Raw genomic sequence first — 24,391 nt, forward strand, 5'->3', positions numbered from 1 at the left:
CCCTCCTTCCGGAGGGCCTTTCTCATTTCTTCAACCAGCGCATCGGGATATCGATGGACACCTCGGTGCCCTCCCCGTCGCTTCCGCGCCACTGGATGGAGCCGCTGAGCTCGCCCTGGATCAGAGTGTGAATGATCTGAGTCCCCAGGCCCTGTCCCACGCGCCCCTCCGGCATACCGTGCCCGGTGTCACGCACGGAGACGTGCAGGTTGTCGTCAGTTCGGACAGCGTCGATCGTGACGGTGCCTTCCTTGCCGGCGAGACCATGCTCGACGGCGTTGGTGACGACCTCGGTCAGCGCCAGGGCCAGCGGTGTCGCATATTCGCTCGGCAAAACGCCGAACTTTCCGGTTGACTGCGTGCGCGCACGGGTGTTGGGGGCAGCCGCCACCTCGGCGACAAGATTGAGCACACGATGGAAGACCTCGTCGAAGTCGACGGTCTGAGTGAGCCCCTGCGCCAAGGTGTCGTGCACGACGGCGATGGCGTCCACCCGACGCATGGCCTGGCTGAGGGCGTCCCGTGCTTCATCGGAATGCGTACGACGCGCCTGAATGCGCAGCAGCGATGCCACCGTCTGCAGATTGTTCTTCACACGATGGTGGATCTCACGGATCGTGGCATCCTTCGTGATCAGCTCCTGCTCCTGGTGACGCAACTCGCTCACGTCACGGCACAGGATGATCGCACCGATGCGGTTGCCATGATCCTTCAGCGGGATGGCCCGCAGTGACACGGTGACACCCCGCGCTTCGATGTCGGTCCGCCAGGGAGCACGCCCCGTGACGACGACCGGAAGCGATTCATCGACCTGGCGGGTGGCCGGAAGAATCCGCGTTGTGACCTCGGCCAGCGACTCTCCCTCCAGCTCGTCCTCGAACCCCATCCGGTTGAAAGCCGACAGCGCGTTCGGGCTGGCGAAGGTGCTGATGCCGTCCACATCAATGCGGATGAGGCCGTCAGAGGCACGGGGAGCGCCACGACGCGGCGACGTCGGTGCTGCGAGGTCGGGGAATTCCCCGGTGCTGATCATCTGGAACAGATCGTTCGCGCACTCGTCGAAGGTGATCTGCTGCCGGGACGGTACCCGCGCTTCACCGAGATTGGTGTGCCTGGTCAGGATGCCGATCACCGGTGTCCCTTCCCCGGCTCTGCCGCGCTCGCGCACGATCGGGACGGCTCGCACCCGGGTGGGAATCTCTTCGAACCAGTCCGGCGACGACGAATCGATGATCTCACTGGAGTCGAACGCGGACTGCACCTGCGTGCGCCACTGCGGACGAACCTGATCGCCGACGATATCGCGGTAGAACAGAGTCGCGGCGCCGCTGGGGCGCGTGTGCGCTACCGCGACGAAGGAGCCTTCCTTGGTGGCGACCCAGATGACGATATCTGCCGAGGCGAGGTCGGCGAGCAGCTGGCCGTCACCGGAGAGACGATGGAGCCATTCGACGTCGTTATCGGTCAGGCAGCCCTGGGCATGGACGAGATCACTGAGGGTTGACACCTCATCAGCCTAGCGGCGCATCCGGTATGGAATTTGCTCACAGCACGGCGAATGAGGTAGCGCGCCACCGGCGATCCAATCCCTCCAGCCGGATAGCCACCGCCCGGGTTCGGCCGCGCCCCGCGACGATCACCACTGCCTCGACCACCCCGTCTGCGGGGAACGTTTCACGGATGGAGAGGATCTCGAAGACAGGTCGCGACGGCGCCGTGCCACGAGCATTCCGTGCGCGAGCGGAGAGGTTCGCTCGCGTGCCGAGTTTTCGATACGCTTCTTCGCTGAACCAGCGGGCCAGCTGGTCGAGTTCTCGCACACCGGCGAAAACCTCGAGGACTCCCTGTGTCAGACTCCGCACCAGCGCGGTGGGGTTCGGGAGGTCGTCGGCAGTGGTCGGTTGCGGTGCGAAATACTCATGAAGCGTCATCGTTGTCACTCTCGGTATCGAATGCGAGCCAGTACACCATGCGCGCGGCCCTGCTCGCACGGCTCTGACCAAAAATGTGGATAACCCGTACACGAGCAGAATCTCCCCTACGCTCGATCGCGTGCACTGGGATCGCCTGTTCGAAGACCTCGAAGGCCAGCTGGCCGCTGAGTGGGAGGCGGAGCGCGCCGTATTGGATGCTGAGTCCGAGCGGCTGCGGATCGCCAAGCTCAGCCTGCGCGTGCGCCTGCGTGTTCTGCAGGTGCAGGAAGCACCGGTGACGTTGCGGCTTGTGGACGGAAGTCGTCACTCTGCCTTGATCCGGGCGATCGGCGCGGATTGGGCTGCTGCACAGTCAGCCGGATCACCAACGGCGATCATCGTGCCGCTCGCCGCCCTGACGAGTGTTGAGACGCACCACGGTGCCCTCCTGGACACACTCGATGACACCCCGCTGCCGGCCGATGGACTGCGCGATCGGATGACGCTGGGATTTCTCTTTCGCGATCTGGCTCGTCGGCGCCTGCCGCTGCACCTCGCGCTTCGCGATGGCGAGGTGCTGCACGGAACGATCGATCGGGCCGGAAGCGATCACCTCGACATCGCCGTGCATGATCGGGGCGAGTCTCGCCGTGCCGATGCCGTGCGATCGTTCCGCATGGTGCCGGTGGATGCACTGGTATGGGCACGCACCGATGGTGCGGCCCTCTAGCTCAGGAACGCGGCCGGCCCCATACCTCGGGGAAGCTCGCTTCGTCTGCCTGACGCCAGAGCGCCATGCGTCGAGCTGCTTCGGTCTGCTCTTCCAGGTACTCCGCGATGCTCTGCTCTTCAACCCGCCACCGAGCGGGAGAACCCAGCTGTGCGCCGCGCAGGCTCCCGGCCAGGATGAGCTCGATGACCTCATCTATTTCGACGCTCAGCAGTTCTGCCACCTGCGCAGGGGCGAGGTAGCGAGAAGCAGATGTGGGCGAATCAGCCATAGTTCCATTGTGTCGTGCCCAGCGCCTCTGGCCAGACCGCTTTCAAGCCCTGTGGATAACTTTTCGCCTGTATTTTCAGATTCTGTGACGATGTGGACATGACGACCCAACCGCGCGCGCGACGCGCCTTCTGGGGCGACGTCCGATTTCTGATCGGCATCGCTCTAGTCATCCTCTCGATCGTCGGTGTCTGGCTGATCGTGTCTTCGGCACGGCAGACAACACCGATATTGCAGGCGAACCGTACGATCACCCAGGGTGAGGCGCTGGTCTCGGATGATTTCCGTGTCGTTGAGGTGAGTCTTGGCAGCGTGGAAGGCGGATACCTCTCGCCGCAGGAACTGACCGGCGGCCTCATCGCCGCACGCACGCTCTCCGACGGTGAACTTCTGCCCGCGGCGGCAGCAGCCGAAGCCAAAAGTAGTCGCACGACCAACATCGTGATCGAAAGCAGTGTCGGCCTGCCTGAGGCAGTCGGCCCTGGCACGGCGGTCGAGCTCTGGTACTCACCGCTCATCGTGGACGGTGATGAGTTCGATGCCCCGCGTATTCTCTCCGCTGATGTCGTGGTCGCCTCCATCCCCGAGGGCGGCGGGATGCTCACCCAGCGAAGCGCGGCCGTTGAACTCGTGATCAACCGCGCAGATGTCGCAGACGTGCTGGCAGCCATCACCGGCGGAGCCGCCCTCTCCGTGGTGCCCGTCGGATCCGGCTCATGACCGCGGTCGTCATCGCGTTGGATGAACCACGCGCCACATCCCTCAGCGCTGGACTGGAACGCGAGGGCATCCGCATCATCGCCGTCGTGCCGGCAGATGAGGTCACCCGCGCGCTGCTTTCTGAGGCAGACGCGATCATTCTGCCGGCGACTCGCGCGGCCGTGACCGCCGATTTGGTCGCGCTCTGCGACCAAATCGGCGTCCGAATCTGCACCCTCGGCGGCGGAGAATCACGAGTACTGAGCCGCTATGGGCTTCCCGAGTCGCTGCCGGATGATGCCGAGGCCTGGCAGATAGCGGATGCTCTCGCGCAGGAGATCCCAGAGATCGCACAGCCGCCAGCATCCTCAGCACGACGGGTGATCGCCGTTTGGGGTCCGCACGGCGCCCCAGGACGCTCAACGATCGCTATCCAGCTCGCTGTCGAGCTGTCTCGCTCTGGACGGGGCTGCGCTCTTGTCGACGCCGACACCGTCGCGCCGTCTCTCGCGCTGCTGCTGGGTCTGGGCGATGAAGCTCCGGGCATCGCTGCCGCCTGCCGGCGCGCAGAGCTCGGCGGTTTGGATGCTGCGGAGCTCAGTCGCCTCGCGGCCCGTGTGGAAACCAGCGCCGGCAGCATCGAGGTGCTTGCCGGACTCAACCGTCCGTCACGCTGGCCGGAGCTCTCCGCAACACGACTGCGCACCGCTATCCGACTCTGCCGCGACTGGGTCGACGACACGATCGTGGATATCTCAGCGTCCTTCGACGCCGACGAGGAGATTTCAGACGACCTGTCCGGCCCCAAGCGGCATGCAGCCACTACGACGGTGCTGTGCGAAGCAGACCGGGTGATCGCTGTCACAGCCGGCGACCCGCTGTCAATCTCTCGGTTCCTGCGCGACTACGCCGAAGTGCGCGGACTCATCGGAGCAACCACGCAGATCTCGGTCGTCGTCAATCAGGTGCGCCCTGGCCCGCTCGGCATCGACGCCCGTGGTCAGATCCGTCGCGCACTCGAGCGCTTCTCGGCCATCACGGATGTGACGTTCCTGCCGTTCGACCAGCGCGCCGCCGACGCTGCCCTCCTGCACGCACGGCCGATGGCCGATGTCACGCCCCGCTCAGCCCTCGTTTCGGCGATCCGCCGACTCGCCGAGAGCCTGGATCCGCCAGCGCCGCGTCTGCGCGCTCAGGTCACTGCTGGTAACTTGCGAGGAAGTTCCCGAGTCGCTCGATGGCTTCGCCCAAAACCCGCGGCTCAGGGAGCGTCACCACGCGGAAATGATCCGGAGTGGGCCAGTTGAAGCCGGTGCCCTGCACGACCAGTATGCGCTCGGAGATCAGCAGGTCGTAGATGAACTTCTCATCGTCGTGGATCGCGTGCACGTTCGGGTCCAGGCGGGGGAAGGCATACAGCGCCCCCTGCGGCTTCACGCAGCTGACGCCGGGGATCGATTCCAGCCCCTGCCACGCAATGTCGCGCTGCTCATGCAGTCGCCCTGTCGGCGCGATGAGAGCGTCGATCGATTGCACGCCACCCAGCGCCGCTTGCACGGCGTGCTGGGCCGGGACGTTCGGGCACAGGCGCGTCGAGGCGAGCAGGGTGATGCCTTCCAGGAACCCCGTGGCATGCCGCTGCGGCCCGGTGATGACCAGCCATCCGGAGCGGAACCCCGCCACCCGGTAGGTCTTGGAGAGCCCGTTGAACGTCAGGCACAGCAGATCAGGGGCCAGCGTGGCCGTGGGAATGTGTACGGCGTCATCGAAGAGGATACGGTCGTAGATCTCGTCGGAGAGTATCAGCAGCTCGTTCTCGCGAGCGATCTGCACGAGTCCCTCCAGAACCTCGCGCGAGTACACCGCACCGGTCGGGTTGTTCGGGTTGATGATGACGATCGCCTTGGTCTGCGGTGTCACCCTCGAGCGGATGTCCTCAAGGTCGGGCGCCCACCCGTTCTGCTCATCGCAGATGTAGTGCACCGGGGTTCCACCGGCAAGACTCGTCATCGCGGTCCACAGCGGGTAATCCGGTGCGGGGATCAGCACTTCGTCGCCCTCATTGAGCAGCGACTGCATCGTCATGGTGATCAATTCGGACACGCCATTGCCGAGGTAGACGTCATCCGGGCCGAAGCTCGGGAAGTCCTCGATCTGCTCGTAGCGGCTCACCACGGCGCGGCGGGCCGAGATGATGCCGCGACTGTCGCTGTATCCGTGGGCCGTGGGAAGCGCTGCCAGCATGTCGTGCACGATCTGGTGCGGCGCCTCGAATCCGAAGATCGCGGGGTTTCCGGTGTGCAGTTTGAGGACGTTGTGCCCCTCCGCCTCCATTCGCGCCGCCTCGACGAGCGCTTTACCGCGAATCTCGTACAGGACGTTCTTGAGTTTCGACGATTGATCGAACTGGCGCTTAGGGGTCATTGAAAAAGCCTACCGGCTTTCTGCCGGCAGGCTTTTTCAGATCAGCTGACGCTTACTTCTTCTTCTTTTTGCTCTCGGCTCGGCGCTGCTCACGGTTCTGCGCCTGCGGCGTCTCGCCATCAGTGCGCTGGCCGAATGCTCCGCGCGCAGCAGGTTCGGCTGCTTCACTGCCTGCAGCTGCGGCCGCCTGGCGCAGTCGATCGGTTGCCGACTGCTGCACCTGGCCGCGTTCGTTACGCACTTCTACTTCGCCCGCGTCATTGGGTGCCGAGTACTCGAGGCGTTGCTCGCCACCGTCGACGGCAAGACCCTTCGCCTCCACCTCGGTGGTCTCGGAGTCTCCTACGCGGCGCACCTCGACCTCGAGGTTGTAGAGGTAGCCGACAGACTCTTCCTTGATCTGGCCCATCATCGACTGGAACATCGCGAAGCCTTCGCGCTGGTACTCGATCAGCGGATCACGCTGGGCCATCGCACGAAGCCCGATGCCGTCCTTGAGATAGTCCATCTCATAGAGATGATCACGCCAGCGACGGTCAAGAACCTGCAGCACGACGCGGCGCTCAAGCTCCCGCGTTGCGGCCTCGCCCAGCATCTCTTCGCGCTTCTCGTAGGCGATCTTCGCATCGGAGAGAAGCTCACGGGTCAGGCCGTCCGCGGCGATGCCGCCCTTGCGTCCTGCACCCTCAGCCACGACCTCGTCGATGGTCACGCCGACCGGGTACAGAGTCTTGAGCTCAGTCCACAGGGCGTCGAAGTCCCAACTCTCGTTGTGGCCCTGTCCGGTGTGATCAGCAACGACTCCGGTGATGGCGTCTTCGATGAAGTGCTGAACACGGTCGGCGATCTCGTCGCCCTGCAGGATCTGACGACGGTCGGCGTAGATCGCCTCGCGCTGGCGGTTGAGAACGTCATCGTACTTCAGCACGTTCTTGCGCATTTCAGCGTTGCGGGACTCCACCTGCGACTGCGCGCTGCGAATGGCGCGCGAGACCAGGCCCGATTCGATCGGCACGTCATCCGGGAAGTTCGTGCGCGCGAGAATCGCCTCGGCAGCACCGGACTGGAACAGCCGCATCAGGTCGTCGGTGAGACTCAGATAGAAGCGGCTTTCGCCGGGGTCGCCCTGACGGCCGGAGCGACCGCGCAACTGGTTGTCGATGCGGCGAGACTCGTGGCGTTCGGTGCCGAGCACATAGAGTCCGCCGGCCGCAGTGACCTTGGCGCTCTCTTCTGCGACGACCGCCTTCATCGACTCGTACGCCTCATCCCAGGCGGCCTCGTACTCTTCGGGCGTCTCTGCGGGGTCGAGGCCCCGCGACTTCAGCTCTTGCACAGCGAGGAACTCGGCGTTTCCACCGAGCATGATGTCGGTGCCTCGACCAGCCATGTTGGTGGCGACGGTGACGCCACCCAGGCGACCGGCACGAGCGACGATCTCGGCCTCACGTGCGTGGTTCTTCGCGTTGAGGACCTCGTGCTTGATGCCCTTCTTCGCCAGCAGCCGCGACAGGTACTCGCTCTTCTCAACGCTCACCGTGCCGACCAACACCGGCTGGCCGGCGGCGTGGCGCTCCACGATGTCTTCCACGACCTGGGCAAACTTCACGGTCTCGTTCTTGTAGACGAGGTCGGCCTGGTCCTTGCGGATCATCGGCTTGTTCGTCGGGATCTGCACGACACCGAGGTCGTATGTCGACATGAACTCGGCGGCTTCTGTCTCGGCCGTACCTGTCATGCCGGCGAGCTTGTCGTACAGACGGAAGTAGTTCTGCAACGTCACAGTGGCGAGGGTCTGGTTCTCAGCCTTGACCGGCACGTTCTCCTTGGCCTCGATGGCCTGGTGGATGCCCTCGTTGTAGCGGCGTCCGACCAGAATGCGGCCGGTGTGCTCATCAACGATCATGACCTCGTCGTTCATGACGACGTAATCGGTGTTCTTCTTGAACAGCGCGAGCGCTTTGATCGAGTTGTTCAGGAACGAGATCAGCGGCGTGTTGGCCGACTCGTAGAGATTGTCGATGCCGAGATAGTCTTCGACTTTCTCGATGCCGGGTTCGAGTACGCCGACTGTGCGCTTCTTCTCGTCGACCTCGTAATCTTCACCGGCCTCGAGGGTACGAGCGATCTTGGCGAATTCGGTGAACCAGCGGTTCGCTTCGCCGGAGGACGGCCCCGAGATGATGAGCGGGGTGCGGGCCTCGTCGATCAGGATCGAGTCGACCTCATCGACAACGGCGAAGAAGTGATCGCGCTGCACAAGGTCTTCCTTGCGCCAGGCCATGTTGTCGCGCAGGTAGTCGAATCCGAACTCGTTGTTCGTTCCGTAGGTGATGTCCGCGGCGTATTGCTCACGTCGAACCGCCGGGGTCTGGCCCGACACGATGATGCCCGTCGTCATGCCGAGGGCACGGAAGATACGGCCCATGAGCTCTGCCTGGTACGAGGCCAGGAAGTCGTTGACCGTGATGACGTGCACGCCTTTGCCCGCGATCGCGTTGAGGTACGCGGGGAACGTGGCGACGAGCGTCTTTCCTTCACCGGTCTTCATCTCGGCGATGTTGCCGCGGTGAAGGGCTGCGCCACCCATCAGCTGAACGTCGTAGGCGCGCATTCCGAGGGTGCGCTTGGCCGCTTCACGAACGGCGGCGAATGCCTCCGGCATCAGCTGATCGAGCGTCTCGCCCTTCTCGAAGCGTTCACGCAGCTCGACGGTCTCGTTCGCGAGTTCGTCGTCAGTGAGCTTCTGGAAGTCCTCCTCGAGCGCGTTGACGGCCTTGACTACCTGGTTCAGGCGTCGGATGACTCGACCTTCGCCTGCGCGCAGCAGCTTCTCAAGAGGATTCGCCACTTATGTCATCTCCCTGTTGTGGGTCAGATCCCAGCCACCCAGATCGGGCTTCAGTGCCGGGCATACCTCGCTATGTTACCGGCCGCGGCCCGTGCCAACGTGTGGATATCGCTCTCAGAGAAGTTGCTCGGTATGTATATACTCAGAAACGACTTCAGGAGGTCGCCATGTCTGTGCGTCAGAGCTTGCTCGCCATTCTCGATCAGGGCCCGTGCTACGGCTATCAACTACGCCATGAGTTCGATCGACGCACCGGGTCGACGTGGCCGCTGAACGTCGGGCAGATCTACAACACCCTCGAACGCCTCGAGCGCGACGGTCTCGTCGAGCGCGGCGAGGCGGATGATCAGGGGCACGTGTACTGGGAGATCACGGATGCCGGATCGGCTGAGGTCGCCGAGTGGCTCTCCTCCCCTGTCATGCGCACCCAGGCGACGCGCGATGAGCTGGCGATCAAACTGGCGGTAGCGGCGACTCTGCCCGGCGTGGATGTCAGCGCGGTCATTCAGGCGCAGCGTCGTGCTTCGCTGTCACATCTGCAGAGCCTCCAGAGGGCGAAATATGCGGGAGGCGACCCGGAAGGCCCAGCAGAGCTCGCCTGGTCGCTCGTGGTGGATTCGATGATCTTCACGGCGGAAGCCGAGGTGCGCTGGCTCGATCACACTGAGCAGCGTCTTGCCCTGCATCCGCACCATGCCATGGGTCTAGAGCTGGCGACCGAACGCCCCAAGCGCGGACGCCCCGCGGCCCAGAAGGTCACGGCACAGGAATCCACACGATGACCGAGACAGTTCTGCAGCTGGTCGGCGTAACGCAGCAGTACGGGCATGGCGCTATGGCGGTTTCCGCGCTATCCGGCGTCGACCTCGAAGTCCGACAGGGCGAGCTCGTGGCAATCATGGGCGCATCCGGATCCGGAAAGTCGACTCTGCTGTCCATCGCGGGAGGGCTGGCGACCCCGACCACCGGCGAGGTGATCATCGAGGGGTCCCACCTCAGCGAGCAGTCCCGCGCGCAGCTGGCGAAGCTGCGTCGCCGGTCACTGGGATTCGTCTTCCAAGATTTCAACCTCATCCCCACGCTCACCGCGATGGAGAACGTCACTCTTCCACTCGAACTGGATGGGTTCCGTGGCAGGGTCGCGCGTCGCGCGGGCAAGGATGCCCTCGCATCGGTGGGCCTCGGCGATAAACACGATTCCTATCCAGACGATCTGTCTGGCGGTCAGCAGCAGCGAGTCGCCATCGCGCGCGCCGTCGTGGGCGGTCGGCGCCTTATCCTCGCCGACGAGCCCACCGGAGCATTGGACTCGGTCACCGGCGAAATGGTGCTGAAGATGCTGCGAGCGCGAGTGGATGCGGGTGCAGCAGGCATCCTGGTCACCCATGAGGCCCGCCACGCTGCGTTCGCCGACCGCGTGGTGTTCCTTCGTGACGGACGCATCATCGACGAGACGCGGCACTCGGATGCCGATGTGTTGCTCGCGGGTGCGTCGCGGTGAGCGCAGCCGCCCGGTGGCGGGTCGCCTCCCGGCTGGCACATCGCCAGGTGCGGCGCACGATCTCATCGAGTGTGCTCATTGCGACTCTCATCGCGCTTCCGATCGCTGGAATGGCGGCGTTTTCCATCGTCATGTGGAGCGCGACTTCCACTCCCGAGGAGGCGGTGAAGGCCGAACTCGGTGAGATGCAGGCCTGGGTGCAGCCGGTCGGTGTGCCAGGTACCGGGTTCTGGCAGGCTCCGGCAGAGCCCGGGTGGAACGGATACTCATTCGAGAACAATCAGATGACGATGCCCGAGGGAGATCCGCTGTCGGATCCGCTCACCGCACTCCCGGCTGGAACCGAGTCGATCGCCGTGACCGAGGGCCAGGTCCGCGTGAGCACGGCTGCTGGCGTGGCGACGCTGCCCGCCTGGAGCGGCTCAGTCTGGGACGACCGCTTCCACGGCCGCTTCGATCTCATCGCTGGACGCGCGCCTGCAGCCTCCGACGAAGCCCTCGTGACCCCTGCCGGGCTGGAACGATTCGGAGTCGCGATCGGCGGTGACATCACGATGGCCGACTCCCTCGAGTCGTTCACCGTGGTCGGGACGATCGCGGCCGCCGGTGTCCCCGCTGACCAGACCGCGCTGTTCCTGCCAGATGACGTTGCCCCGACCGGCACGACAAAGTGGTTCCTGCCCGAGGAAACCATGAGCTGGGAGGACGTGGAAATCCTCAACGAGCAGGGCATCGTGGCCTACTCGCGAGAGGTCGTGCTCGATCCACCCGAGGCGACGAAGTCTGATGAATGGTCCTCGTCCAGCGGATCCGATGTCGCGGCGCAGGGCCTGTTCATGATGCTGGGCGCGGCCGGACTGTTTGCCGCGTATGTGGTAATCATGCTGGCCGGAGCCGCGTTCTCCGTCGCAGCAAGGCGCCAGCAGCGGTCACTTGCCGTCGCCGCAAGCGTCGGCGCGACCGGCGCCGACCTCAGACGGACGATCGTTCTGCAGGGAACCGTTCTCGGTCTCGCCGGCGGCCTGATCGGGCTCGCAGTCGGCACTGGCCTTGCCGGACTCATCATGTGGATCACCGACGACGACTCGGGGACTCGTTACTGGGGCTTCCACATGCCCTGGGCTGTCCTTGCCAGCATCCTGATCTTCTCCCTTCTGGTGGGAACAGCCTCGGCTGCAATCCCGGCACGAACAGTCGCACGCTCTGACACTTTGAGCGCCCTGCGCGGCGCACGACGGCCGCAGAGCCCGCGCGCGTCACGGCCGATCTGGGGCTCGATCATCCTTCTCATCGGTGTGGGCATCACCATCGTGAGCGCTGTGACGATGGCCTCGATCAATGCGATCTCGCCGGAAGATCTGCCACTGGATTCGCCGGTGCGCGCCATCCCGCCCTTCGGCATCGTCATCGGGCCGATCCTCGTGCAGATCGGGATCCTGCTCTCCGGTCGGTGGTTGCTCTGGCTTGCTTCGCGCGTCCTGTCATTCGTCAGCCTCGCCGCACGCCTGGCATCACGGGATGCCGCGGCAAATGCCGCGCGCACGGTGCCGGCATTCGCGGCGATCGGAGCGACGGTTTTCATCGCGGTTTTCGCGCTCTCGCAGTCGTCGATGCAGACCGGCAGCAGCGCACGGAACTGGTATTACCAGGGCCCGGTCGGCTCTCTATCGGTGGAGTTCTACCCGTCCGGCAACGGAATCGTGATGCCAGTGACCGCCGCACAAGCCGATGAGTCCGCTGAAGCAGCGGTGGAGCTCGTCACGGACGCGGGCGCGACACGCGTCGGGATCATCCGCGCCCAATCGGAGCCCGGTTACTACCCGTCTTCGGAAGACATCCCTGCCGAGGATCAGTGGATCATGGCACTGTTGCCCGAGGAGCACCTCCTCGATCCGACGACACAGGATTCGCACCACTTCAATGGCCCGTGGCCGACGAATCCAATCTCCGTGATCGAGCCCAATACGCTGTCAACTGTGCTCGGCATCGATCTCTCATCCGCACAGCTCAGCGAGTTCCGTGCGGGAGGAGCCCTCGTCACGGACCCCCGTTGGGTGACCGACGGCACCATCGACGTCGCGGCATGGACTGCCCGCGAGTCCCACGAGGGGCGCCTTCCGGACAACATCTGGATCCGGCAACCAGAACAGCCAGACGTTGCGGAGCCCCAATGGGAACAGCGCATCGACGCGATCACGGTCGAGGCCGCACATGCAGCCGTTGCGGTCGTAGTCACACCCGAGACCGCCGAACGCCTCGGAATGAATGTGCAGCCGGTCAAGGTGATCTCCGTGCCGGCCGAGCCACTCGAGAACGAGGACATGGATCGCGTCTACTCCCAGGCCGACCTGCTGAGCAGCCCCGAGGTCAGCCTGGCGCCGTACTACGAACGTGGTCCGTCCGAGGACATGTTTTGGATGGTCCCCGTCCTCCTCGGCGTCACGGTGCTCGTACTCGGCGCATCCGCGGTTGCGCTCGGTCTCGCGCGGTTCGAGCGCAGGCCCGACGATGCCACACTCTCAGCGGTGGGCGGCACTCGAGGGCTGCGACGGCGCATCGGATTCTGGCAGGGACTCATCATCGCCGGTTTTGGCACGATCGCCGGCGCAGCGGCGGGTGTTCTCCCGCCAATCGGCTTCGCGATCCAGTCCCGCGGGGACCTGATCGTGTCGGACATGCCGTGGCTCGTGCTTGCGCTGCTCGCAGTCGCACTGCCGCTGCTCATCGCCGTGGCGTCCTGGCTCGTCCCGCCCCGCGCTCCAGACCTCACCCGCCGCACAGTCATCGCGTGATGCTCAGCGAGATGCCCAACAGAATAAGTAGGATCACTGTATGGCCGGTTTCTGGGGTAAACGCAAGCGCGAACAAGAAGAACGAGCAGCACAGGACGCAAGTCTCGCGCGCAACGCGGAGAAGGCACTGGTTGCGGCTGACGAGCGCGTCCGCACCGCCGGCGACGAACTCGCCTTCGCCGAGGCAGAGCTCGGCGCCTCGCTCACGAAGGATCTGAAGACAGCGCTGGATGCTGTGCGCACGCACCTTCGCGAGGCTTTCCACCTGCACCAGCTCAACCACGACGAGATCCCCGATACCGATGAGGAGCTGCGCACCCGCAACGCCCGCATTGTGCAGCTGTGCGAGTGGGCCGAAGATCTGCTCGATGAGAAGACGGCAGCCCTCGCGGACGCGGTCTCAACCGTGCGCAACGCGCCGAAGGTGCGCGAAAAGGTGCGCGCTGACGCGGAGAAGCTGACCGCACGCCTGCCCCAGGCCCGCAGCATCATCGATCGTCTCGCCAGTCGTTACGCCGAAACTGCCGTGCAGCAGGTCCGCAGCAGTGCCGACGAAGCCGAGCAGCTGATCGCGTTCGCCGCCCACGGCGCCGATGTCGCTGAGCGCCGCCGCGCGGCCCAGCAGAACGAAGAGGCCAACCTCGCCCTCGAAACGGCAACCGAGGCGATCCGCCGAACCGGAGCACTCCTCGACGCCGTCGAAGACTTCGAGATCGAGGCGCTGCGCGCAGAATCGACGCTCGCCGAGGTGGTCGCCGACTCCCGCGGCGACATCATCGCCGCACGAAATGCCCCGAAGGTTCCGGCGGTTTCGGCTGCCATCGCAGATTTGGAAGCAGCGCTTCAGGCCCTGAGCCCCGCCGGCTCCCGCAATGATCCTTTCGCCGAACTGTCCCAGCTGCGCACGGCGAACGCTGCCCTCGACGAGGCAATCGCGAAGGCGAACTACCGCGTACAGAACCCGCTGCCCAGCATCGCCCACGTGCAGCACTCCCTCGACGACGCCGACCGTCAACTCGCCGTAGCCCGCAGTCTGATCTCCGGACACCGCGGATGGATCGGCGCCGATGCTCGCACGCGCCTCGCCGAAGCGGAGCGTCTGCGCATCGACATCGGCGAACTCGTGCAGGCCGAGGAGACTCGCGAACAGGCACTCACCGCCTCCCGCCGCGTCGCCCAGCTGGCCTCCGAGGCTCTTCAGCTCGCCCAGCGCGACATCGACTCGTCCCGTCCGCAGCAGCAGGGCTGGGGCGGCGACAACTGGGGCGGTGGCCGGCGTGGTGGTGGCGGTGACATCATGGGCGGCATCATGGGCGGCCTGGTCATCGGCAGCATCTTGGACGGCATCTTCGACTGATGCGCAAAAAGGCGGGCCCTTCGAGGAATCGAAGGGCCCGCCTTTTTTCTTAGGAAGCCAGTGCCTCCTCAGGCGGAGCCTGTGCGGTCAGTGAGATCACACCGTAGTCCCAACCCTTGCGCCGGTAAACGACACTCGGGTGGTCGGTGCGGACATCGACGAACAGGAAGAAGTCATGTCCGACCAGTTCCATCCGGTCGACAGCTTCTTCAACGGTCATCCATTCAGCATCGAAATTCTTGGTTCGGATGACGACGGGCGAGTATTCCTCTTCCTCGTCGTTCTGGATCGGCACCGCACCGGTCGCCACTGCGCGCAGGACCTCGACAGACGCGGGCTGGACATCGATCCCCTCCAGTGCCCCGCTGCCCTTCTCATAGTGCGCACCGCGAGGATGCTGGCGTCCATCGACCCGCTTCTCCTTCGCACGCCGCAACTGCGTGGACATCTTGTCGACGGCGAGATCGAGTGCGACGAATTTGTCGCCGTCGACAGCCTCCGCACGGACGACCGGGCCCTTGCCGATCAGGGTGAGTTCGACAGTCTCATCCGGCACACGCCCACCTCGATATGCGCGATGCGTGACTTTCACATCCAGCCGCTGGGCTTTGCCCGCCAACTGCTGGACACGAGCGATCTTCTCCTCGACGACGGTTCGGAAGCGATCGGTGATACCCACTCCGACGCCAACGATGCTTGTTTCCATTGCTGTCTCCTTGTCCCGGTCCTCCCGGCCAAGGGCGGACCGTTGTCGCCTTGTGACCCCCACCGTAGTACCCACCACCTCAGTTGTCACCAGTCATTTGACTCACGTTCACATTCGATTGCCGGTGCCGGGGAGTCGCAGCGAGCGTGACCGCTCCGCACACCCGTAATCCCGCGTCGTTGAGCGCCCTGGCCGCTTCATCAAGCGTTGCCCCGGTCGTGACGACATCATCGAAAAGCAGCACATCACGCACACCCCGGGCGTGTCGCGCACGCATACTTCCTGCCACGTTGGCACTGCGTTCCGCGATACCCAGGCCACGCTGATCAGCGGTTCGACGGGTCTGTGTGAGGGCGCGTTGCATCGGCAGCCCGGCTCGTCGCAAGAGCAGCTCCGGTACCCGATATCCGCGGCGCCGAAACGCTGTGCGCCCCGTTGGCATCGGGACGAGCACGGCAGCGGGCAGATCGGCTTCTGCCACCGTTGCTGCCACAGCCCTGCCCAGCGGGCGCGCCAGCAGCGTCTCACCATCTTCTTTCAAACGCCGGATGCACCGTGCCGGCACCCCGTGAAATGGCAACGCTGCGATCACCGGTAGCCCTAACGGAGTCTGCAACCGCACCGGGTCAGCATCCAGCTCTTCCCGACATTGCTCGCACAGCAGCGTTCCGGGAATGTCACAGCCGGCGCAGCATCCGGATAACAGGAATGCTGCCAGCTCATCCGCGAGCGCGACCCACCAGGTTCGGTTGTCCATTCCCCGATTGTGCCGATGCGCGCAGCATCCGCCCGCGCACGATCCCGGACTCTGTCGACAACCCGAGCTGACCAGGAAACCGTGCAGAACTACTGGCCGGCGCGGGTGCCGAGCACCAGCACGTCCGACAGCCCGATCTGCCACGTCGCGCCGCGCTGCGCGAAAAGCACGCCGCTGTCGTTGAGAATACGCACGGCCGCCACCGTCTTTCCACCGGAGATCGCCTTCGCTCCTTCCGGCGCGGCAGCAAACATTCCAGGGCCACCGACATCCTGCGTGAGCACGACACGGTTCTCCCCTGCCTCGACCAGCACGCTCAGCTGTTCTTCACCCACCCACGACAGCCCGAGCGCCGCAGAATCCAGCTGAGCCACCATGTGCAGGGGTCCGAGTGCCACCGGCACATTGTTCTGGTCACGCTGGATCGCCGCAAGCGCGACCCAGTGCTGCTGCCCCACCATCACGACAGCCGCGATCCGTGCGCCAGCTGGGCCTACCCTGATCTGCGAAACCGACGAGACATCAGGGAAGGCGTCGATGTCGTCGCTGGATGTGACATCGGCTTGCCAAGCGATCAGATCCTGCGGCGCGTTCGAGGGCACCGACCAGGTGAAGCCGTAGGGGTCCATCGAGGGCTTCACGAGCTGCGGCCGGGAATCGAGTTCGTCGATGCGTCCCTCGGAGACCGTGAAGATCACGCCCGTGTCCAACTGCACAGCCGCGCGCGTGCCATCGGCTGCGACATCGGCAGCAGTCACCGACGCACCGAGTTCGACGATCTGCGCGCTGATGTCGTCGTACGGGGTGATCTCATCACCGACATAGACGCCGAAGGCAGCCTCGGTGAGCACCACAGTGCCCGGCTCGGGCCGGACGTTGCTGATGCTGGCTGTGCCCGCGTTCAGGTCCCGCCCGTTGACCGTGAGCCGAACTTCGCTGACGCCTGCGGAGCGCAGCGTCGATTCCAACTGGGTGCGCATGCGCGAAAGTTCCGTGGCCCCGAGCTCGAGCGCATTCGCGGTCAATTCGACCGTCGCCACCTTGTCTGAGCTCACCGGCACCGCATCACGCGCCAGCGCAACATCGTTGGGGAAGGCCGTGCGAACGGCCGTAGCCAGCCATTCGCTCGGTGCATCCTCCAGCAGCGCCAGCGTCAGAGTCGTGACGATCTGCGGACGACGCGGATACCAACGCACATCCGGAATCAGATGAGACCAGCCCTGATCGAAGTACTGCAGCGAGTGACGGCGGAATACCTGGGTGAAGGCCTGTGCATCCAACACGATGCCATTCGCCGCACGCGTGATCCGCCACTCGCCTTCCTCGTTCTGCGCGACCTCGTACGACGTGACGGCCTCATCACCGGAGAGTTCCGTGTACGCACCGATCTCATTGACGCGCGCGACCTGCTTCAGCGCGACATGCACGTCTCCGGAATCGGCCGTCTCCATCTCACCATTCAGATCGGCCGTGAACTCGCGGCTCCCCGCGCCGGAGTCGATCGTGACTTCGACGTTCGGCTTCCAGGTTGCGGCAAGTTCAGGACTCAAGAACTGACGTGCCGTTGCCCAACTGTCCGTCGGAGTGATCGCGGCATCCAGGAATCCCTCGACGATCTCCTCCGGGCTCGCGCCGTCCAGCGGGCCAGCAGCGATCTCGCTGACGTCCGGTGGGAGGTCGGTGTCACCCAGAGGCAATCCCGGTGCGACATCTCCGCTGCGCGGGAGACCAGCGCAGGCGGTGAGGGTGAGCGCGACGACTGCGATCACGCTGACCAGAAAACGGCGCCTCTTCGAGATCATGGCTTCCCCTCACCGGTCTGCACGGAATCAGTGAAGTACAGCTCGCGCAGCTCTGTGAGCTGGATCGGCTGGGTCGCCCGACTGACGTCGGGAAGCAGCTCCTGCGGTTCGATCGCCACAGGAGACTCTCCGCCGATCGCGCCCGGCACGCGCGGCAACGTCAGCACGAAGTTCGTTCCCACCGCCAGCTCCGACCACACCGCGAGCGTCCCGCCGTGCAGGCGGGCGTCCCCCAGAGCGATGGACAGGCCCAAGCCGGTGCCGCCGATTGTCCGCTGACGCGAAGGATCAGCACGCCAGAACCGGTCGAAGACGCGCTCGGCGTCTGCCGGGCTCATCCCCAGTCCGAAATCGCGCACTCCGACAGCCACAGCGTGCTGGTTGCTGTCAACAGTGACCACCACCGGCCGGCCTTCGCCGTGCTCGATGGCGTTTCCGATCAGGTTGCGCAGCACGCGCCGCACCCGACGGGGATCCATTTCGGTCGGCGAGTATCCCCCCGGGGCGATCATCCGGATCTCTGTACCGCGTTCCTCTGCCAGCGGACGCATCTGATCGATGATGTCCTCCGCGAGTTCTGCGAGACTCGTCGGCTCAAGCTCCAGCTGCACGGAACCTGCGTCGTAACGGCTGATCTCCAACAGGTCCGATAGCAGCGTCTCAAAGCGCTGCACCTGCGTGTGCAGCAGTTCTGCCGTGCGATTCGTGGTGGGGTCAAACTGATCGCGCTGGTCGTTGAGCATGTCTGCGGCCAGGCGAATCGTCGTCAGGGGCGTGCGCAGCTCGTGCGAGACATCCGAAACGAAACGCTGCTGCACGAGGGACAGCTCTCCCAACTCTTTGATCTGCGACTCAATGCTGTCGGCCATCGCGTTGAAGGAGCGCGCGAGGGTCGCCAATTCGTCTTCGCCGTAGACAGGCAGGCGCACCTCAAGATCGCCGGCGGCGAGCCGAGCACTGGTTTCGGATGCCTCGATGATGGGCCGAGAGACCAACCGCAGCACCGTCCAGGAGATACCGGCGACGATTGCGATGAGAATGAGCCCGGCGGCCCACAGTGTGCTCTGCACGAACCGCAGCGTCTGCTCGGAGTCTGCAAGATCGTAGGCGATATACACCTCGAATGCACCGAAGTCCGGTAGCAGAAGCTGCTGACCGACAACGATCGCCGGGGCTTTGGTGCCGTCCGGCATCGGCAGCTCGACGGACTGCCAGGACTGCCGTTCGGGAAATGCGACCACCCATTCGCGCAGCGCCGGGGTGATCAGATCGCCACTCAAACCGATGGTGAATCCGCGCACGCCGCTTCCGACGGGAACTTCACCAACCGTGAACACGGCGATGTGCGAAGAGGATGCCGCACGCGGAATGGTCTCCTGCACATCGCCCCACACCCCACGCAGCGCTGAGCTGTCGTCGGTCACCTCAGCCGAGTCCAGAATCGTCTGCGCGGCCGCAACGGCGCTCCTGGCATCGCTGAGCACTTCGGCGCGTCGCGATTCGAACAGGTTGTTCTGAATGACCAGCGCCATCGTCAGGCTGGTGACGAAGATCGCGAATGACGTCAACAGCAGAGTGACCGAGATCGTACGGAAGCGCAGTGAACGTCGCCACAGGTTGCCGATCGTCTCCGGCCATCCCCGCCAGTCGCGCGCAATCGCGACCGATGTCGTCGTCGCGCTTGTCGCGGCCAACGCGATCTCCTAGCCGACGCTCCCGGCCCGATAGCCGACGCCACGAACCGTCATCACGATCTTCGGCGCGTCGGGATCAAGCTCGACCTTCGCCCGCAGACGCTGCACATGAACATTCACCAGACGCGTATCTGCTTTGTAGTGATAGCCCCAGACCTGCTCCAGCAGCATCTCGCGTGAGAACACCTGCTGCGGTTTGGATGCCAGCGCAACGAGCAGCTGGAATTCCAGCGGCGTCAGCGGAATCGCAGTCGTGTCCCGACGCACTTCATGCGCATCGACGTCGACGACCAGATCTCCGATCCGCAAAATCTCGTTGCTCGTTGTCGGCAGCGGTCGCAACCGGGTGCGGATGCGTGCGACGAGCTCCTTCGGATTGAAAGGCTTGACCATGTAGTCATCGGCGCCCACTTCCAGCCCTCGGACCACATCGGCAGTGTCACTGCGCGCGGTGAGCATGATGATCGGGACGCCGGATTCGGCGCGGATCCGCGTGCAGATCTCGATCCCATCCATCCCCGGCAACATCAGATCCAGCAGCACCAGGTCCGGGCGCTGGGTGCGCCACTGTTCCACTGCCAACGCACCGTCAGCGCAGAACACAGGCTCGAAGCCCTCGGTTCGCAACACGATCCCGATCATCTCGGCGAGCGCGGTGTCATCATCGACCACGAGGATCCGTGAGGTCATCTGATCCCAGCCTCATCTTTCTAGCCATGTGCGCCACCACACGGGTGAAGTCGGACGCAACTTTTTCCAGCGTACTTCATGACAACGTTTGGATCACGGTAGCGCCTCCGGCGCTTCTTCAGTGCGGCTGTGGGTGTGACACGATGGATCTGCACGTCGGAGGGAACGCCATGAGCGCACAGAGTTGGACGCCAGCCCCGAAACCGGGGCTTATTCCGTTGCATCCGCTGAGTTTCGGTGCCCTACTGGGCAAGCCTTTCGCAGCGCTGCGCCACAACCCCAAGGTGTTGTTCGGGTTCGCGATCGTCATCCAACTCATCGTTGCGGCCATCACCGCCGGTGTCATCGGCACGGTTATGTTCGCCACCTTCATGCGGTTAGAGTCCATCTCCCCCAGCAGTCCGGATTTCTACCCGGTCATGTGGGGAACGATCGCCATCAATGGTGCCGTCGCGCTCGTCATGGGCCTGGTGAGCCTCGCATTCACCGCGGTCATGCAGGGCATTGTCGCCGCGAACATCGGATACGCGGCGCTCGGAGAGAAGGCCTCGCTCGGACGGCTATGGCGACTGATGCGACCGGCATTCTGGCCGCTGATCGCCTGGAGCCTGCTTCAATCTCTCGCAACGCTGCTCGTCGTGGCCATCATCGGTGGAATCATCGCCCTCGGATTCCTTGCCGGGGCAGGCGGTTCCGCGTCAGCTGTCGGCCTCACCGTCGTCGTCGGCATCCTGGTCGTGCTGGCGATGATCCCGTTGGGCGTCTGGCTGGCCACCAAGCTGCTGTTGGTGCCATCGGTGCTGGTGCTGGAGCGAGTCGGCATCCGCCATGCGCTCGTGCGTTCCTGGCGCCTCACGCGGGGCCGCTTCTGGAACACTTTCGCGGTGATGCTGCTAATCGGCTTGATCATGAACACCGCAGTGGGACTGGTGAGCGTTCCGCTCTCGTTGCTCGGATCGATGATCGGCGGAGTGATTGCTCCGGGCGGCCCCAACGAAGCATCCGAGATCGGTGCTTTCGCTCTCACGGCCATCGCTCCGCAGTTGCTGACATACGTGCTGCAGGCCGTCGCGATCGTCGTGCAGTGCGCTGCCGCGGCATTCATCTACCTCGACTGCCGGATGCGGTACGAGGGGCTCGACCACAGCCTGATCGGTTACCTGGATCGCCGGGACCGCGGCGTCGACGCGCAAGAACTCGGTGATCCGTTCGCCGTCGATCCTGAGCGTGCCATCGGCCGGACACCACCGCCGCAGCAGCAGTTCGTGCCCCCGTACCAGCAGCCGTATCAGCAGCCCTACCAGCCCGCCGGATACGCGCCACCGGGTCCCCCGCCTGCGCCGGCGCCGCCTACCTCCCCGCCGCCTACTTCCCGGCCGCCAGCAGCGCCCGGGCAGTGGGCTCCTCCGGGGTCAGGCAGTGCATGATCCGGTTCGACGCCGATCCTTTCGCCCCCGACGGTGAAGAAGCCCGACGCTGGGCCGAGCAGGAACTTCAGAACCCGCGCTACGCCGACGCCAAACCGACCTGGTTCGACTACCTCGCAGAGGATGTCGCAGAATTTATCGCCACCCTGTTCTCGACGCAGACTGGCGAACAGACCGGCAATGTCGCACTGATCATCGTGACGGTGGTAATCGTGGCGGCACTCATCACGGTGCTGCTGCTGTGGGGCAAGCCGCGCCGGTCACGTCGCGTCCAGCGCACGGGCTCGGAGCTGCTCGGCGAAACCGATGATCGTTCGGCCGCTCAGCTGAGAGCCGAAGCCGAGCGCAGTGCGAAGAGCGGCGATTGGGATGCGGCGACAGTGCTGCGCTTTCGCGCGCTGGCTCGCGCGCTCCTCGAACGCGACATCATCAGTCCTGCCCCGGGCGCGACGGCACAGGGCATCGCGCGGGAAGCTTCCCGCGCCTTCGACGCGCATCACGATGCCCTGGCATCCGCCGCTGAAGCCTTCGACGACGTGCGCTACCTGCGACACCCAGCGTCCGCAGACAGCTACCGCGCTCTTGCTGCCACCGACGATCTGCTCACGAACCAGCACCCTGCGGCGGTGCCGGTATGACCAGTTCTGGAACAGCGATCAGCGAGAAGGGTCGTGTGCGCTCGGCTCTCGGCTGGGTAGCGATCGCCCTCGTCGTGGTCGTGTTCGCGCTCTTCATCGGCAGCGTCAGTTTCAACACGCCGGATTCGCGCGGACTTCTCGATCCCGAGAGTGCGAAGCCCTCCGGGGCACTCGCCCTCGCCGAGCTGCTGCGCGATCAGGGTGTCGAGATCACCGTCACCCGCTCACGCACCGAAGCACGAGCCGCTATCAGCGACGACACCACTGTCGTCATGGCCGATCCGCTCAATCTGTCTGATGAGGCCGTGATCGAACTCCTGGAACCGGCACACCACACGGTATTCCTCTCCAGCGCTGCTCGAATGCTGCGGTTGCTGGATCTGGGGATGAACGCCGAGTCCTCGGCAGGCGAACTCACCGCTGAGTGTGCGCTGCCCGAGCTCGCCCATGTCGGTGCCATCCGACCGGAACGCTTCTTCGCCCCCGCTGCGGACGTGACCGGATGCTATCAAGATGCCGACGGCAACGCCGGGCTGCTCGTCGATGACCGCGGTGACACTCGCACCGTGTTCCTCGAAGGCAGCGACCTGTTCAGCAACGAGTACCTCGCGGAAGACGGCAACGCGGCGCTGGGTCTGGCGTTGCTCGCGCAGACCGGAAACGTCGTGTGGTATGTGCCGTCGTTGGCCGACACCGACCGGGAGGCGCAGAGCGTCGATACGCTCGCTTCGCTCACCCCGGAGTGGGTGACGCCTGCGATCGTGCTGCTGCTCCTGGCCGGCATCGTCGCAACCGTTGCCTACGGCCAGCGCTTCGGTCCGCTTGTCGCGGAGACGCTTCCGGTCACCGTTCGCGCCTCGGAGACCATGCATGGCCGCGCCCATCTCACGGCCAAGGCGTCGGATGCGGCGCACGCCGCCGCCGCGCTGCGCGAGGGGACTCTGCGGCGCCTGGCCAAACGGCTCGGGCTGACCGCTCGTTCCACCGCCGCAGAAATCGCAGATGCGGCATCCGATCGACTACGCATCCCGCGCGGTTCGCTGCACCGCCTGCTCACCGACCCGCTGCCCGAGAACGACCAAGATCTCATTGAAACTGCCCGTCAGCTCGCCGAACTGGAAACGGCGATCGACAATGCTGTGCACGTGGAAAGGAAAACACCGTGACCGATACCGCCCCTGAGGCCGCATTCGACGAGGCACAGCTGCGAGATGCCATGCACCGCGTGCGCACGGAGATCGACAAGGCCGTGATCGGCCAGGCTGGCACCGTCACCGGGTTGCTGGTCTGCCTGCTCTCGCGCGGACACGTCCTCCTCGAGGGCGTTCCCGGCGTCGCCAAGACCCTGGTGGTGCGCGCGTTCGCCCGTGCCCTCGGAATCGACACCAAACGCGTGCAGTTCACCCCGGATCTCATGCCGGGAGATGTGACCGGGTCGCTCGTCTATGACGCGCGCACGGGTGAGTTCGAGTTCCGTCAGGGACCGGTATTCACCAACATCCTGCTGGCGGATGAGATCAACCGCACGCCGCCGAAGACGCAGGCGGCGCTGCTGGAGGCGATGGAAGAACGCCAGATCTCAGCAGACGGCACCAGCCGCGATCTGCCTGATCCGTTCCTGGTCGCTGCGACACAGAACCCGATCGAGCACGAGGGGACCTACTCACTGCCTGAGGCCCAGCTCGACCGCTTCCTGATGAAGCTCGTCGTCACGATGCCTGAGCGCGACGCCGAAGTCACCGTGTTGCGTCTGCACGCGAACGGCTTCTCCCCGCGTGCGCTCACCGGTGTCGAACCGGTAGTCAGCGCAGCGGAGATTCGCGCTGCTCAGGATGCCGCGGCACGCGTCGACGTGACCGATGAAGTTCTCGGTTATGTGGTCGATCTCGCCCGTGCCACCCGGGAATCTCCGTCTGTACTGCTCGGGGCGAGTCCACGAGCATCCACAGGACTGCTCGCCGCGGCCAAGGCTTGGGCCTGGCTGAACGCCTCCACCGCGGTCACACCCGATCACGTGCAGACCATGCTGGTGCCGTGCTGGCGTCACCGCCTGCAGCTGCGCCCGGACGCCGAGATGGAAGGCGTATCGGCGGATGCTGTGTTGGCCTCGGTCATTCAGCAGACGCGGGTGCCGATCTAA

General features: G+C 64.7%; 21 protein-coding genes. 11 read left to right on the forward strand and 10 right to left on the reverse strand.

Translation table 11 applies throughout. The annotated features are described in order from the left end of the window. Positions 1 to 22 precede the first annotated feature (22 nt). Positions 23 to 1,507 carry a sensor histidine kinase gene (locus tag ACSU1L_RS04380; protein ID WP_438253563.1) on the reverse strand — a complete coding sequence of 495 codons (1,485 nt, stop codon included), beginning with the start codon at positions 1,505 to 1,507 and terminating at the stop codon, positions 23 to 25. A gap of 37 nt (positions 1,508 to 1,544) precedes the next feature. Continuing rightward, positions 1,545 to 1,931, reverse strand: a complete 387-nt coding sequence (locus ACSU1L_RS04385; protein ID WP_438253562.1) for an Rv3235 family protein — start codon at positions 1,929 to 1,931, stop codon at positions 1,545 to 1,547. A gap of 121 nt (positions 1,932 to 2,052) precedes the next feature. Here ACSU1L_RS04385 and ACSU1L_RS04390 point away from each other — a divergent pair, with 121 nt between their 5' ends. Beyond that, positions 2,053 to 2,643: a hypothetical protein gene (locus ACSU1L_RS04390; RefSeq protein ID WP_438253561.1), complete on the forward strand. Its 591-nt coding sequence runs from the start codon at positions 2,053 to 2,055 to the stop codon at positions 2,641 to 2,643. Position 2,644: 1 nt separating this feature from the next. Here ACSU1L_RS04390 and ACSU1L_RS04395 read toward each other — a convergent pair whose 3' ends face one another. Further along, positions 2,645 to 2,914: a helix-turn-helix domain-containing protein gene (locus ACSU1L_RS04395; protein WP_438253560.1), complete on the reverse strand. Its 270-nt coding sequence runs from the start codon at positions 2,912 to 2,914 to the stop codon at positions 2,645 to 2,647. Positions 2,915 to 3,012: 98 nt separating this feature from the next. On the opposite strand from ACSU1L_RS04395, the gene ACSU1L_RS04400 reads away from it, so the two are divergent. Beyond that, positions 3,013 to 3,633: an SAF domain-containing protein gene (locus ACSU1L_RS04400; protein WP_439254836.1), complete on the forward strand. Its 621-nt coding sequence runs from the start codon at positions 3,013 to 3,015 to the stop codon at positions 3,631 to 3,633. Further along, the gene (locus ACSU1L_RS04405; protein ID WP_439254837.1) at positions 3,630 to 4,919 is read left to right on the forward strand and encodes an AAA family ATPase; all 1,290 of its coding nucleotides are present in this window, start codon (positions 3,630 to 3,632) and stop codon (positions 4,917 to 4,919) included. The genes ACSU1L_RS04400 and ACSU1L_RS04405 overlap by 4 nt, the downstream gene beginning before the upstream one ends. On the opposite strand, the gene ACSU1L_RS04410 is transcribed toward ACSU1L_RS04405, so the two are convergent. Together ACSU1L_RS04410 and secA are read right to left on the reverse strand one after the other, a co-directional pair. Continuing rightward, entirely contained in the window at positions 4,810 to 6,036 is a 1,227-nt protein-coding gene (locus ACSU1L_RS04410) for a pyridoxal phosphate-dependent aminotransferase (RefSeq protein WP_438253557.1), read from the reverse strand. The two genes, ACSU1L_RS04405 and ACSU1L_RS04410, sit on opposite strands and share 110 nt — an antisense overlap. Before the next feature lie 52 nt (positions 6,037 to 6,088). Next, positions 6,089 to 8,887, reverse strand: a complete 2,799-nt coding sequence (secA, locus tag ACSU1L_RS04415; protein ID WP_439254838.1) for a preprotein translocase subunit SecA — start codon at positions 8,885 to 8,887, stop codon at positions 6,089 to 6,091. 167 nt (positions 8,888 to 9,054) lie between these two features. Here secA and ACSU1L_RS04420 point away from each other — a divergent pair, with 167 nt between their 5' ends. The 4 genes from ACSU1L_RS04420 to ACSU1L_RS04435 are packed head-to-tail and all read left to right on the forward strand — an operon-like array spanning position 9,055 to position 14,537. Then, the gene (locus ACSU1L_RS04420; protein ID WP_439254839.1) at positions 9,055 to 9,669 is read left to right on the forward strand and encodes a PadR family transcriptional regulator; all 615 of its coding nucleotides are present in this window, start codon (positions 9,055 to 9,057) and stop codon (positions 9,667 to 9,669) included. Next, positions 9,666 to 10,388 (forward strand): ABC transporter ATP-binding protein, encoded by a 723-nt coding sequence (locus ACSU1L_RS04425; protein WP_438253554.1) that lies wholly within the window; start codon positions 9,666 to 9,668, stop codon positions 10,386 to 10,388. The genes ACSU1L_RS04420 and ACSU1L_RS04425 overlap by 4 nt, the downstream gene beginning before the upstream one ends. Next, positions 10,385 to 13,180 (forward strand): FtsX-like permease family protein, encoded by a 2,796-nt coding sequence (locus ACSU1L_RS04430; RefSeq protein ID WP_439254840.1) that lies wholly within the window; start codon positions 10,385 to 10,387, stop codon positions 13,178 to 13,180. The genes ACSU1L_RS04425 and ACSU1L_RS04430 overlap by 4 nt, the downstream gene beginning before the upstream one ends. A 40-nt stretch (positions 13,181 to 13,220) precedes the next feature. Further along, positions 13,221 to 14,537, forward strand: a complete 1,317-nt coding sequence (locus ACSU1L_RS04435; protein WP_438253552.1) for a hypothetical protein — start codon at positions 13,221 to 13,223, stop codon at positions 14,535 to 14,537. Positions 14,538 to 14,586: 49 nt separating this feature from the next. On the opposite strand, the gene hpf is transcribed toward ACSU1L_RS04435, so the two are convergent. The 5 genes from hpf to mtrA all read right to left on the reverse strand — a co-directional run bounded on the left by hpf (position 14,587) and on the right by mtrA (position 20,186). Further along, positions 14,587 to 15,243 (reverse strand): ribosome hibernation-promoting factor, HPF/YfiA family, encoded by a 657-nt coding sequence (hpf, locus tag ACSU1L_RS04440; protein WP_439254841.1) that lies wholly within the window; start codon positions 15,241 to 15,243, stop codon positions 14,587 to 14,589. A 79-nt stretch (positions 15,244 to 15,322) separates the two neighbouring features. Continuing rightward, positions 15,323 to 16,000 (reverse strand): ComF family protein, encoded by a 678-nt coding sequence (locus ACSU1L_RS04445; protein WP_439254842.1) that lies wholly within the window; start codon positions 15,998 to 16,000, stop codon positions 15,323 to 15,325. An 89-nt stretch (positions 16,001 to 16,089) separates the two neighbouring features. Continuing rightward, a complete protein-coding gene (locus tag ACSU1L_RS04450) occupies positions 16,090 to 17,802 on the reverse strand; it encodes an LpqB family beta-propeller domain-containing protein (RefSeq protein ID WP_439254843.1) in 1,713 nt (570 codons plus the stop codon). Further along, a complete protein-coding gene (gene mtrB, locus ACSU1L_RS04455; RefSeq protein ID WP_439254844.1) occupies positions 17,799 to 19,496 on the reverse strand; it encodes an MtrAB system histidine kinase MtrB in 1,698 nt (565 codons plus the stop codon). The genes ACSU1L_RS04450 and mtrB overlap by 4 nt, the downstream gene beginning before the upstream one ends. A gap of 9 nt (positions 19,497 to 19,505) precedes the next feature. After that, entirely contained in the window at positions 19,506 to 20,186 is a 681-nt protein-coding gene (mtrA, locus tag ACSU1L_RS04460; RefSeq protein ID WP_438253547.1) for an MtrAB system response regulator MtrA, read from the reverse strand. Positions 20,187 to 20,356: 170 nt separating this feature from the next. On the opposite strand from mtrA, the gene ACSU1L_RS04465 reads away from it, so the two are divergent. Genes ACSU1L_RS04465 through ACSU1L_RS04480 form a run of 4 tightly spaced genes read left to right on the forward strand, consistent with a single transcriptional unit; the run spans position 20,357 to position 24,391 of the window. After that, positions 20,357 to 21,613, forward strand: coding sequence for a glycerophosphoryl diester phosphodiesterase membrane domain-containing protein (locus ACSU1L_RS04465; protein ID WP_439254845.1), 1,257 nt, complete (start codon positions 20,357 to 20,359; stop codon positions 21,611 to 21,613). Then, a complete protein-coding gene (locus ACSU1L_RS04470; protein WP_438253545.1) occupies positions 21,610 to 22,251 on the forward strand; it encodes a DUF4129 domain-containing protein in 642 nt (213 codons plus the stop codon). The genes ACSU1L_RS04465 and ACSU1L_RS04470 overlap by 4 nt, the downstream gene beginning before the upstream one ends. Then, positions 22,248 to 23,417: a DUF4350 domain-containing protein gene (locus tag ACSU1L_RS04475; RefSeq protein ID WP_439254846.1), complete on the forward strand. Its 1,170-nt coding sequence runs from the start codon at positions 22,248 to 22,250 to the stop codon at positions 23,415 to 23,417. Before ACSU1L_RS04470 ends, ACSU1L_RS04475 begins: the two co-directional genes overlap by 4 nt. Positions 23,418 to 23,467: 50 nt before the next feature. Further along, positions 23,468 to 24,391, forward strand: coding sequence for an AAA family ATPase (locus ACSU1L_RS04480; protein ID WP_438253709.1), 924 nt, complete (start codon positions 23,468 to 23,470; stop codon positions 24,389 to 24,391).

Origin of the sequence: Microbacterium sp. A94 (genome assembly GCF_051842855.1) — a bacterium.
Classification (GTDB): Bacteria; Actinomycetota; Actinomycetes; order Actinomycetales; family Microbacteriaceae; genus Microbacterium.